This is a genomic window from Streptomyces sp. B15 (assembly GCF_018070605.1).
Lineage (GTDB): Bacteria > Actinomycetota > Actinomycetes > Streptomycetales > Streptomycetaceae > Streptomyces > Streptomyces smyrnaeus.
Window position 1 is genome coordinate 1 of sequence record NZ_JAGPXJ010000144.1, and the last position, 11,587, is coordinate 11,587.

Sequence of the window (11,587 nt, forward strand, 5' to 3'; positions counted from 1 at the left end):
TCAGCCCACCGCGGCCCCCCACCCACCCGCGGAGCCCGCCCTACGCCTGTCCGGCGAGGACCGGGGGCTTGGGGGCAGAGCCCCCAACAACGGGGAGGGGGCCCAGGCGGGCCCCCTCAGCTTGGTGGCCGCCCACCCAAAGGGTCATAGCCTGGCGGTATGACGTCCAATCGTTGGTCCGATCTCGACCGCCCCCCACTCAATCAGGCGGCCCTCCGCAAAGCCCTGCTCGGCGAGGGCTCGCTGTGGACCGATCTGGAGGTGGTCGAGTCGATCGGCTCGACCAACACGGAACTGGCCTCCCGCGCCCGAGAGGGCGCATCCGCCCCGGGCAGCATCCTCGTCGCGGAGGAGCAGACGGCGGGCAAGGGCCGCCTCGACCGCGCATGGACGGCCCCGCCCCGCTCGGGGCTGTTCTTCTCGATGCTGTTCCGGCCGGAGCCCCCGCCGGAGCGCTGGGGCTGGATTCCGCTCCTGGCAGGAGTGGCCACGGCGGGAGCCCTCGCCCGCTCGGCGGGCGTGGACACCGGCCTGAAGTGGCCCAACGACGTGCTGACCACCGGCAACGGCGCCGGCGCCCCCGGGGGCGTCGGCACAAACCAGGGCGGCGCCACCGAGGGCGGCGGCGAACGCAAGATCGGCGGCATCCTCGCGGAGCGCGTCGGTACGGACTCCGTGGTGCTCGGCATCGGCCTCAACGTCACTCTCCGTGAAGAGGAGCTGCCGGTGCCCACCGCCGGTTCCCTCGCCCTCGCGGGTGCCCAGGGCACCGACCGGGATCCGCTGCTGCGCGCGGTGCTGCGCGCGGTGGAGGACTGGTACGGCCGCTGGACGGCGGCCGACGGTGACGCGACGGCGGGCGCGCTGCTGGACGCGTACGCGGCGGGTTGCGTGACGCTCGGCAGGACCGTGCGGGCGTCGCTGCCCGGCGGGGACGAGCTGGTGGGGGAGGCTGTCGCGGTGGACGGTGACGGTCGCCTGGTCATCGCCTCGGAACAGGGCGTACAGCATCCGGTCGCTGCCGGTGACATCGTCCATCTGCGCCCCGCAACCGGAGAGTGAGGTAGCGCACAACTGCCGTATGGTGGGCAATCGGCGGTGACATCGGGTGCCACCAGGCAGCGCTGTCCCGGCCGTGAGCAGGTTGAGCAAGAGGAACGGAAGGGCTGTGCGCAGGGACGACGCGAGGCCGCGACACCACGCCGCGGAGGGTGCGGGGAGCCCGCGGTGACCGTGGACGAACCGGGTGTGCCCGAACGCAGAGCGGCCTCCGACCCGGGAAGTGCCCCGGGGCCCTCGGCGCCCGCCGACCCTCCGGCAACCGCGGACACCGCGGCAACCGCGGACGCCCCCGACACCCGGGACGCCCCCGACACTCCCGCGGGCGACAGCCGCGGAGCGCCTGGCCCCGCCACCCCGGAGCCCTCCGAACCGAACCCCACCCAGACCTCCCCCTCCGGCGGAGGCGCCGCCGGAGGCACCGGCGCCGGCGGCCTCGGGGGGCCGTTCGACGAGGGGAGCGGTGCCGGGGATCCGGAGGACGAGCCGGACCCCAGCGCGCTGCGCATCGAGGAGCTCATCCTGGGCTCGCAGCGGCAGTACACCCCGTTCCAGGCGGCCCGCGCGGCCGGGGTCTCCATGGAGCTGGCGTCCCGGTTCTGGCGGGCGATGGGCTTCGCCGACGTGGGGCAGGCCCGCGCGCTGACCGAGGCGGACGTACTGGCGCTGCGGCGGCTGTCGGGTCTGGTGGAGGCGGGGCTGCTGAGCGAGTCGATGGCGGTGCAGGTGGCCCGTTCCACCGGGCAGACCACGGCGCGTCTCGCGGACTGGCAGATCGACTCGTTCCTGATGGGGCTGACCGAGCCGCCCGAGCCGGGGATGACCCGCAACGAAGTCACTTTTCCGCTGGTGCAGTTGCTGCTGCCCGAGTTGGAGGAGTTCCTCGTCTATGTGTGGCGCCGGCAGCTGGCCGCCGCGACGGGGCGGGTCGTACAGGCGCAGGACGACGAGGAGATGGTCAACCGGCGGCAGGCCATCGGCTTCGCCGACCTGGTGGGCTTCACCCGGTTGACCCGGCGGCTGGAGGACGAGGAGCTGGGTGAGCTGGTCGAGGCGTTCGAGACCACGTCGGCCGATCTGGTCGCCGCGCACGGCGGGCGGCTGATCAAGGCGCTCGGGGACGAGATCCTCTATGTGGCCGAGGACGCGGGCACGGCGGCCGAGATCGGGCTGCGGCTGATCGAGACGATGGCGAACGACGAGACGATGCCCGAGCTGCGGGTCGGCATCGCGTTCGGGACGATGACGACCCGGATGGGTGATGTGTTCGGCAACACGGTCAACCTCGCCAGCCGGCTGACCTCGATAGCGCCCAAGGACACGGTGCTGGTGGACGGGGCCTTCCGTGCCGAGCTGACGGCCTCGGGCGCCGCGCCGGAGTCGGAGAAGGAGAGCGAGGACCTGTCGGGGTACCGGTTCGCGCTGCAGCCTCTCTACCAGCGGCCGGTGCGCGGGCTGGGTGTGGTGGAGCCGTGGCTGCTGCGGCGCCGTACTCAGAAGGGTTAGCGACCGTTATCGTACGGCCATGGATCACAGCGAGCAGACGTTCGGGGAGTGGGTACGGGTCCGCAAGGACGGGCACGTCGCGGAGCTGGTGATGGACCGGCACGGCGCCATGAACGCCGTGTCGACCGCGTTCGCGGGCGCGCTCGCCGACGCGTGTGCCGCGCTCGCCCGGGACGGCGAGGTGCGGGCCACCGTGCTGACCTCCACCCATGAGCGCGCGTTCTGTGTCGGTGCCGACCTCAAGGAGCGCAACTCCTTCAGCGACGCGGAGCTGGCCGCGCAGCGCCCGCAGGCCCGGGCGGCCTACACGGGGGTGCTGGAGCTGCCGATGCCCACCATTGCCGCGGTGCACGGTTTCGCGTTGGGCGGCGGGTACGAACTGGCGCTCTCCTGCGATCTGATCGTCGCCGACGCCACGGCCGTGGTGGGGCTGCCCGAGGTGTCGGTCGGTGTGGTGCCCGGCGGGGGCGGCACCCAGTTGCTGCCGCGCCGGGTGGGTGCGGCCCGCGCCGCCGAGCTGATCTTCACGGCGCGTCGGGTGGCGGCCGGTGAGGCGCACACGCTCGGGATGGTCGATGTGCTCACCGAGGCGGGCGAGGACCGTACGGAGGCGCTGGCGCTGGCGCAGCGTGTCGCCGCCAACTCGCCGGTCGGGCTGCGGGCCGCCAAGCGGGCGCTGCGCACCGGATGGGGTATGGATCTGCGTGCGGGGCTGGAGGTGGAGGAGGCCGCCTGGCGCACCGTCGCCTTCTCCCAGGACCGCGCGGAGGGCGTCGCCGCCTTCAACGAGAAACGCACTCCCGACTGGCCGGGAAGGTGAGTGGGTGTCTCCCAGCGGAACGACGGCTGTCTCCGTAGAGTGATGTTCTCCGTAGGGGGCTGCGCAGCAGAACGGGGCGAAGCCTCCTAATCTTGGCGGTATGGGCGGAATGGGAGAGGGCGGAGACGACGCGGACGCGCGCCTCGGTGCCGTCGTCGGGCTGTCCCAGGCCATGGCGGCGGCGCAGACGGCCGCGCCGGCCACGGCCCGCCCGCATCCCTACGACGAGGACGAGCCGGAGGCCACGGCCGCGCTCTCCCACCGGGACATAGCCCACGCGGCCGCATGGGGCGCCTGCGAGGCCATGGGTGGCGCCTTCGCGTCCATATCCGTCTGGGAGCGGGCGCGCGGCAGGCTGCGGGTGCTGGTCAACGTGGGGGAGCGGACCGTCGAGGAGGCCGAATTCCCCTCCGACGAGTCGTACTCCGTACGGGACTTCCCGCAGGTCGCCGAGTCGCTGCACGAGTGGTGGGCGGGCGGCGGCAGGCCGCAGGCGTGGGTGGAGGGGGACGGCCCGCAGGAGACCGCCGAGGCCGAGGGGGAGGCCGCGCACAGCTACCGCCGGGTGGCGGCGCTGCGCCGCAGGGGCCGGGGTTCCTGTGTGATCGCACCGATCGTGCTGCACGGGCGGGCCTGGGGCGAGCTGTATGTGGCGCGGTCCGCCCAGGTGCCCGCCTTCACCCGCGACGACGCCGACTTCGCCGCGGTGCTCGCGGCCCTCATCGCTTCGGGCATCGCGCAGAACGAGCGTCTGGAAGAGGTCCGCCGCCTCGCCTACACCGACCCTCTGACCGGGCTCGCCAACCGCCGTGCGGTGGAGACCCGGCTGGACGAGGCGGTGGAACTCCACCGCGATCTGGGCACCGTGGTCAGTCTCGTCGTCTGCGACATCAACGGGCTCAAGGGCGTCAACGACGCGCAGGGCCACGAGGCGGGCGACCGGCTGCTGGAGCGGTTCGCGGCGGTCCTGTCCGCGGGCGCGGCGACACTGCCAGGTGCGCTGGCCGGGCGGCTGGGGGGCGACGAGTTCTGTCTGCTGGCTGTCGGGCCCACCGCCGACGAGGTGGTACGCGCCGCCGACGAGCTGTGCCGGGGCGCGGCCGAGCTGGAGCTGGGAGAGGGCGTGGCCTGCGGGGTCGCCTCCACCGGTGACCCGGTCGGCGAGGTGCGCTCCGCGCACCGGATCTTCCGGCTGGCGGACGCGGCCCAGTACCGCGCCAAGGCGCTGCGCTCGGGCAAGCCGGTGGTGGCGGGCCGGGAGGGCGGGCCCGACGACCCCACGGTGCGGATGGCCGCCGCCCCGGCCCCTGGGCCGTCCTCACCGGAGCGCCGCCGCTTCCGCCGCAGCTCCTGACGGACCGTCCTGCCGCGCCCGGCCCGGGTCCGGCGGCCCCGCCCCCGGATTGCCGGGCTACCGGTTCGACGAGAGTGTCGCGCGCAGCGCCCGGGCGAACGCGTCGGGATGTTCGACACTGCCGAGATGGCCGCCGGGGAAGGTCCGGCACTCGGCGCCCACCGTCTGGGCCAGCGCCGTGGCGAGCGTGTGCGGGAGCTGCCCGCGGGACGTCCGGCCGACGGCGACCACCAGCCGGTCGGCGACGGCCTTCAGGCGGGCGGGATCCGGCGCATGGTGGGTGAAGGGCTTCAGCACGTGCCGGAGGAAGTGGGCGCTGCTCGTCCCGACGGTGGCCCGCAGCCGGTCCGGCATGGGCGCCGCCTCTGCTTCGTCCTCGGCGGGGTCCACCGGTTCCGCCTCGCCCATGGCCGTGCCCATCCGCCGGTAGGCGGGCCCGACTCCGTCGCGTACGGCGATGTCGCGGATCTCGGAGAAGGCGGCGAGGGCCGGTCCGGGTTCCGGCAGTGCCCGGGCCAGCGGCGGCTCGTGGGCGACGGCCAGGCGCACCCGCTGGGGGTGCTGTGCCAGCAGATCCGCCGCGACGATGCCGCCGGAGCTGGTGCCGAAGACCTGGCAGGGTTCGTCGGGCGAGAGCAGGTCGATCAGGCGGTGCGCGTCGGCCGTGTGCACCTCGACGCTCTGGTCCTCGCCGGGCAGGTCGAGTCGGCTGCCGCCGATCCCGCGCGGGTCGTAGCAGGCGACCGTGAACCGGTCGGCGAGGGCGGGTGCGAGGCCGTCGCAGACCGCCAGCCCTCCGGCGCCGCCCGGTATGAGCAGCAGGAGCGGTCCCGTGCCGCGTACCTCGTAGTGGAGGGTGGCGCCCGGGACGGGCAGGCGGCCGACGCGCGGTTCGGCCGGGCCGGCAGGTCGGTCGTTCATGAGTCTCCTTCTCGGTCTGCTTCGTCCTCGGTGCCGTCGGCCGCTGTCGTCGGCCAGTTCTCCAGCAGGAAGTGCAGCGCTTCCAGCGAGCGGTGCCAGGAGTCGTCGAGCCGGCGGGGGTGGCTGAAGCCGGTACGGGTCTCCAGGTCGGCGTAGCCGTGGAAGGTGCTGCGCAGCAGCCGCCCGGCGTCGGTCAGATCGGGCTCCCGGAGGCCGTAGGCGCGGAGCATTCCGTAGGTGAGGTCGATGCTGCGGCGGTGGCCGACCGACTCGGCGGCCACCGCCGGGTCGATCTGGAGCTGGCCCGCGGCGTAGCGGCCGGGGTGTTCGAGGGCGTAGCCGCGGTAGGCGTCGGCGAACGCGAGCAGCGCGTCCCGGCCCGCCCGGCCCGCGACGGCGGCACCGATCCGGTCGGTCATCTCCCGTGCGGCCAGTACGCACAGGCGGGTGCGCAGGTCGGCGAGGCTGCGTACATGGGAGTAGAGGCTGGCGTCCTTGACGCCGAACCGCCGGGCCAGCGCGGACAACGTGACGTTCTCCAGCCCCACCTCGTCCGCCAGTTCGGCCGCCGCCTGGACGACCCGCTCCACCGTCAGGCCCGCACGCGCCATGTGCCCCAGCCGCCCTTCCTCGCCGCTCCGTGTCGCCCGGCGACCGTACACCTAGGGCTCCTAGGGTAAAACCTAATTGTCCAAGGCAGCGCGGGGTGAGCCCCGTGACAGATGGCAATTCACTCATTAGGGTTTGTGAATATGAATATGCACACTGTGGTGGTCGGAAGCTCGGGCACCAGCCCCGAGGAGGTCATCGCCGTCGCCCGGGACGGTGCCCGCGTCGAGCTGCACCAAGAAGCACTCGAAGCGCTGGCCGCCGCGCGCCGCTTCATCGACGACCTCGCGGCCAAGCCCGAACCCGTCTACGGCGTGTCCACCGGCTTCGGCGCCCTGGCCGTCCGCCACATCGGCCCCGACCTGCGCGCCCAGCTCCAGCGCAACATCGTCCGCTCGCACGCTGCCGGGATGGGGCCGCGGGTCGAGCGCGAGGTGGTGCGCGCGCTGATGTTCCTGCGGCTGAAGACTCTCGCCTCCGGCCGCACGGGAGTACGCCCCGAGGTCGCCCGGGCCATGGCCGACCTGCTCAACGCGGGCATCACCCCGGTCGTGCACGAGTACGGCTCCCTGGGCTGCTCCGGCGATCTCGCCCCCCTCTCGCACTGCGCCCTCGCGCTGATGGGCGAGGGCGAGGCGGAAGGGCCCGAGGGTGTGCTGCGGCCCGCCGCCGAACTGCTGGCCGAGCACGGCATCGCCCCCGTCGAGCTGCGCGAGAAGGAGGGGCTGGCGCTCCTCAACGGCACCGACGGAATGCTCGGCATGCTGCTGATGGCCTGCGCCGACCTCGCGCGCCTGTTCACCTCGGCCGACATCGCCGCGGCCCTGTCGCTGGAGGCGCTGCTGGGGACCGACCGGGTGCTGGCGCCCGAGCTGCACGCCATCCGGCCGCATCCGGGCCAGTCCGCCAGCGCCGCCAACATGCTCAAGGTGCTGGCCGGCTCCGGACTGACCGGGCACCACCAGGACGACGCGCCGCGGGTGCAGGACGCCTACTCGGTGCGGTGCGCCCCGCAGGTCGCCGGAGCGGGCCGGGACACCCTGGCGCACGCCCGCACGGTCGCCGAGCGGGAGCTCGCCGCTGCCGTGGACAACCCCGTCGTGCTGCCCGACGGACGGGTCGAGTCGAACGGCAACTTCCATGGCGCCCCGGTCGCCTACGTACTGGACTTCCTCGCCGTCGCCGCCGCCGACCTCGCCTCGATCGCCGAGCGCCGTACGGACCGGCTGCTCGACAAGAACCGCTCACACGGTCTGCCGCCCTTCCTGGCCCATGACGCGGGAGTGGACTCCGGGCTGATGATCGCCCAGTACACGCAGGCGGCCCTGGTCAGCGAGCTGAAACGGCTCGCGGTCCCGGCTTCCGTGGACTCGATCCCCTCCTCCGCCATGCAGGAGGACCACGTGTCCATGGGCTGGTCGGCGGCGCGCAAGCTGCGTACGGCGGTGGACGGGCTGGCGCGGGTGATCGCCGTCGAGGTCTACGCGGCCACGCGGGCGGTCGAGCTGCGCTCCGGGACGGCGGGGCTGGCGCCGGGCGAGGCGGCGCGGGCCGTGATCGGCGCGCTGCGGGAGGCCGGGGCGCAGGGGCCCGGCGAGGACCGCTATCTCGCGCCGGATCTGGCGGCCTGCGAGGCTTTCGTACGGTCCGGTCGGCTGGTGGCCACGGCCGAGTCGGTGACGGGACCGTTGGCCTAGCGGTGGCTCGGGCGGTCCGGGGGTGACCTGGCCGCCCTGCGGGTGGCCGGGCGCTGTCCCGGCGTCGTCCCGCCGTTGACCTGGGGGTGCTGACCCCGGGTTACCGGGCGGCTACCGGCGCGCGTTCACTCGGCGTCCGCCCCCCGGTCATGTTCCAACCCCGTCACAGTGTCGCTGTGATGGGTGGGATGGTCAGGTTTTTCGGGGGTAGCGTTGGCTGTGGGCACGAACCAAAGAGCGAGCAGTAGGCCGCCGGCTGCCGCAGCGGTGGCCAGAGGACGGCGGTGGACTGACAGCTTCGAGGGTCCGGCCTCGGACACGAAACGCCCTCCTGAGTGCGTGGGTACGACGTACGGCTCGGGGGATCGGTGACGAACTGGCCGTACGCGGGCCGATGTTACTGAGTGGCGGAGGCGAGGGGGAAGGCATACTTCCGCTTTTCCTGGGAACCGGGAGGGGTTACAAACCAGGCGGATGGGTGTCCTAGACCACAGTTTTACAGAAAGTGGAACCGGTCATAGTCCCCGGTGCGTTCTTATGCGTGGAGCTGGAGCGCACATGTCCGATTTCGGGCGCTGTGGGGGCTACGCAGCTTTTACCGGGGAGACATGGGGTTCCGAAGGCAAATGGAGAAGCCAGTGACAACGGTGGGGAAGCACCGCAGGGGTCTCGCGGTCACGGCCGCGCTGCTCGGTGGGGTGCTCACGCTGAGTGCCTGCAGCGGTGGTGACGACGGCGGCGACAAGGAGAAGTCGGCCGCGAAGAACGACATAGCCGCCGACAAGGACACCTCGGCCGCCCGAATAAAGATCGGCGCCAAGGACGGCGCGGACAACGCCAGCATCAACAACGGTGCCAACGTCTCCGTCAAGAGCGGCAAGCTCACCAAGGTCTCCCTGAAGGCGGCGCAGAGCGGCACCACCGTGGAGGGCAAGCTCGCCGCCGACGGCAAGAGCTGGAAGCCCGCGCAGCAGCTGGAGCGGGCCACCAAGTACGAGATCAGCGCTACGGCCAAGGACAGCGACGGGCGCAAGGCCGTCGAGAACCGCACCTTCACCACCGTCGCCCCCGAGAACAGCTTCATCGGCACCTACGCCGGTGAGGACGGCGCCACCGTCGGCGTCGGCATGCCGGTCTCCATCACGTTCGACAAGCAGATCCAGAACAAGAAGGCCGTCCAGTCCGCGATCAAGGTCAGCTCGACCAGCGGGCAGGAGGTCGTCGGCCACTGGTTCGGCAACGACCGGCTCGACTTCCGTCCGCAGGAGTACTGGAAGCCCAACTCCAAGGTCACCCTCGATCTCAACCTCGACGGGGTGAACGCGGGCGGCGGCAACGTCGGCGTCCAGGACAAGAAGGTCACCTTCAACATCGGCCGCAAGCAGGTCAGCACGGTCGACGTGAAGAACTACAAGATGAAGGTCGAGCGGGACGGCAAGGTCGTCAAGACCATCCCGATCTCCGCGGGCAGCGCCAAGAACCCGACGTACAACGGCAAGATGGTGATCTCTGAGAAGCACAAGGAGACCCGGATGGACGGGAACACCGTCGGGTTCGGCCGCAAGGGCGCCGAGGGGTACGACATCAAGGACGTGCCGCACGCCATGCGGCTGTCCACCTCGGGCACCTTCATCCACGGCAACTACTGGGGCGCCCCCTTCGGTTCCGGCAACACCAGCCACGGCTGTGTCGGCCTCAAGGACTCCCAGGGTGCCAACAACCCCAACACCGACGGCGCCTGGTTCTACGAGAACTCGCTGATCGGCGACATCGTCGAGGTCAAGGGCTCGCCCGACAAGACGATCCAGCCCGACAACGGCCTCAACGGCTGGAACATGGACTGGGCGGAGTGGAAGGCCGGCTCCGCGCTCTGAGCACGGCAGCGAGCGCTGCTGAGCTGAGCAGCTGAACACCTGTGTGGGCCCCCGCCGCGGCGGGGGCCCACTTCGTTCAGCTGCCCGGCGGCTCACTCCAGGCCCAGCACCTTGGGGTCCGTCGCCAGCTCGCGCAGCGCCGCGCCGGGGTCGGCGACCAGGCGCCGGGCATTCAGATCCATGATCCCGCCCACGCCGGTCAGTTCGGCGGCCATCGTGCCGTCCGCCTTGACGATCAGCTGGCGCATCCCGAAGATCTTGCGGTCGCCCCACTCGAAGGCGCAGCTGACCGTCACCTCGTCCCCGGCCCGCAGCTCCCGCTTGTAGCGCAGGGTCTGCTCCAGGACCACCGGGCCGATCCCCGAGGCCACCAGCGCGGCCTGCTCGATACCGGCCGCCTGCAACAGAGACCAGCGCGCGTGCTCCGTGTACTGGAGGTACACCGCCTGGTTCAGATGCCCCTGGGTGTCCGTCTCGTATCCCCGCACCGTCATCGGAACGGTGAACGGCTCGCTGTCCGCCTGTGCTTGTGACACGGTGCTCCTCCGTCTCGCGGCGCGCCCCGAGGGGGTCGCCATTACCTGCGGCGTCATCGCGCCTGCCCACCGGCACGAGGACACTGGTCACGTCACGCTACACAGCGCTCCGTACCGGTGTTCCATCCGATTCCCGCCCGCCGAGGAGGCCCGTATGACCGCCTTTGCCGTCGCCCGGCTGCGCAACCGCGAGGTCCACTCCGACCTGATCACCTATGTCGAGCGCCTCCAGGCCAGTCTCGACCCGTACCAGGGGCGCTTCCTCGTGCACGGCGGCGATCCGGAGGTGCTGGAGGGCTCCTGGGCGGGCGGGGTCGTCGTCATCGCCTTCCCCGACCGGGAGACGGCCCGCGCCTGGTACGCCTCCCCGGCCTATCAGGAGCTGCTTCCCCTGCGCACGGCGCACATCGACGGGGACGTCGTTCTCGTCCAGGGGGTCGGTGACGACTACGACCCCGCCTCGATGGCCCCCGCGTTCCGGCGCGCGATGGCGCGGCAGGCGTAGCCCGCGGGAGCCCGGCCTACCCCGCCGGGCGGTCGATCACATAGCGCCATGTCCCGTCCGAGCCCCGTCGCGCCACATCGGTCGCGGTGCCCGTGAGGTGCGTCGGCCGCCCGTCCGAGGCAGTGCCCGCGATCTCCCAGTCGACGACGAGGAGCGCCGTGTCCCCCGCCACGTGGACGTGCCGCGGCCGCACGGTGATCGGCAGGCCCAGCGCGAGGAAGTCCGCGTTGGCGCGGGCGATGGCCTCGGGGGAGTCGGCGACGGTGCCGTCGGGTGAGACGAAGACGGCCTCCGGCTCGTACATCTCGGCCACCGCCCGCGGCTGCCCGGTGTTGAACCGCGCCGCGAACACGGCCGGGACGTCGGCCGCCCGACGGGCGACGGGGAGGGGAGCCGGGCCGGTCGTGGCGGTCGTGCCCGTCGTGCTGTTCTGGCTGTGCACAGTGGTGGTCCTCCTCGGACTGGACGGCGCCGTAGGCTCGGCGCGTACCGACGTTCCCGACGTTAGGACCCGCCGACGTGGCTCACCGAACGGTCAGTTGCGGCCCTGGCTCCGCGCGCCCCGGCCTGCCCGCCGACCCGCGCGCCCGGACGGTGGCACCCACGCCGTCCTGCCCGGTCGAGATCACCCTCAACGCGCTGCGCGGCCGCTGGACGACGCTGGTCGTGCGCGAACTGCTGCGCGGCCCGCACACCTTCAGTGAGC

Annotated in this window: 12 protein-coding genes; 8 read left to right on the top strand and 4 right to left on the bottom strand. The window is 72.3% G+C overall.

Annotated features, from left to right (window positions below; translation table 11 throughout):
- Nucleotides 1-159: 159 nt before the first annotated feature.
- From KBY19_RS34140 to KBY19_RS34155, 4 genes are all read left to right on the top strand, one after another.
- Nucleotides 160-1,062, top strand: coding sequence for a biotin--[acetyl-CoA-carboxylase] ligase (locus KBY19_RS34140; protein WP_210967390.1), 903 nt, complete (start codon nucleotides 160-162; stop codon nucleotides 1,060-1,062).
- Nucleotides 1,063-1,227: 165 nt separating this feature from the next.
- Nucleotides 1,228-2,565: an adenylate/guanylate cyclase domain-containing protein gene (locus KBY19_RS34145; RefSeq protein WP_210967391.1), complete on the top strand. Its 1,338-nt coding sequence runs from the start codon at nucleotides 1,228-1,230 to the stop codon at nucleotides 2,563-2,565.
- Nucleotides 2,566-2,584: 19 nt separating this feature from the next.
- Nucleotides 2,585-3,385 carry an enoyl-CoA hydratase/isomerase family protein gene (locus tag KBY19_RS34150; RefSeq protein WP_099883630.1) on the top strand — a complete coding sequence of 267 codons (801 nt, stop codon included), beginning with the start codon at nucleotides 2,585-2,587 and terminating at the stop codon, nucleotides 3,383-3,385.
- Nucleotides 3,386-3,485: 100 nt separating this feature from the next.
- Nucleotides 3,486-4,739, top strand: a complete 1,254-nt coding sequence (locus KBY19_RS34155) for a sensor domain-containing diguanylate cyclase (RefSeq protein ID WP_185017987.1) — start codon at nucleotides 3,486-3,488, stop codon at nucleotides 4,737-4,739.
- Between the two features lie 57 nt (nucleotides 4,740-4,796).
- On the opposite strand, the gene KBY19_RS34160 is transcribed toward KBY19_RS34155, so the two are convergent.
- Nucleotides 4,797-5,660, bottom strand: a complete 864-nt coding sequence (locus tag KBY19_RS34160; RefSeq protein ID WP_185017988.1) for an alpha/beta fold hydrolase — start codon at nucleotides 5,658-5,660, stop codon at nucleotides 4,797-4,799.
- Nucleotides 5,657-6,271 (bottom strand): TetR/AcrR family transcriptional regulator, encoded by a 615-nt coding sequence (locus tag KBY19_RS34165; protein WP_185019493.1) that lies wholly within the window; start codon nucleotides 6,269-6,271, stop codon nucleotides 5,657-5,659. Before KBY19_RS34165 ends, KBY19_RS34160 begins: the two co-directional genes overlap by 4 nt.
- A gap of 141 nt (nucleotides 6,272-6,412) precedes the next feature.
- Between KBY19_RS34165 and hutH the strand changes: the two genes are divergently transcribed.
- Nucleotides 6,413-7,966 (top strand): histidine ammonia-lyase, encoded by a 1,554-nt coding sequence (gene hutH / locus KBY19_RS34170; protein ID WP_210967392.1) that lies wholly within the window; start codon nucleotides 6,413-6,415, stop codon nucleotides 7,964-7,966.
- Nucleotides 7,967-8,592: 626 nt separating this feature from the next.
- Entirely contained in the window at nucleotides 8,593-9,840 is a 1,248-nt protein-coding gene (locus tag KBY19_RS34175) for an Ig-like domain-containing protein (protein WP_185017990.1), read from the top strand.
- Between the two features lie 92 nt (nucleotides 9,841-9,932).
- Here KBY19_RS34175 and KBY19_RS34180 read toward each other — a convergent pair whose 3' ends face one another.
- Complete coding sequence (locus KBY19_RS34180; protein ID WP_247691712.1) at nucleotides 9,933-10,334, bottom strand: thioesterase family protein; 402 nt, start codon at nucleotides 10,332-10,334, stop codon at nucleotides 9,933-9,935.
- 196 nt (nucleotides 10,335-10,530) lie between these two features.
- Here KBY19_RS34180 and KBY19_RS34185 point away from each other — a divergent pair, with 196 nt between their 5' ends.
- The gene (locus tag KBY19_RS34185; RefSeq protein ID WP_099883641.1) at nucleotides 10,531-10,881 is read left to right on the top strand and encodes a DUF1330 domain-containing protein; all 351 of its coding nucleotides are present in this window, start codon (nucleotides 10,531-10,533) and stop codon (nucleotides 10,879-10,881) included.
- 16 nt (nucleotides 10,882-10,897) lie between these two features.
- On the opposite strand, the gene KBY19_RS34190 is transcribed toward KBY19_RS34185, so the two are convergent.
- Entirely contained in the window at nucleotides 10,898-11,323 is a 426-nt protein-coding gene (locus tag KBY19_RS34190) for an SgcJ/EcaC family oxidoreductase (protein ID WP_210967393.1), read from the bottom strand.
- Between the two features lie 77 nt (nucleotides 11,324-11,400).
- On the opposite strand from KBY19_RS34190, the gene KBY19_RS34195 reads away from it, so the two are divergent.
- The coding region (locus KBY19_RS34195) for a winged helix-turn-helix transcriptional regulator (RefSeq protein ID WP_368861001.1) at nucleotides 11,401-11,587 on the top strand (187 nt) is incomplete at its 3' end.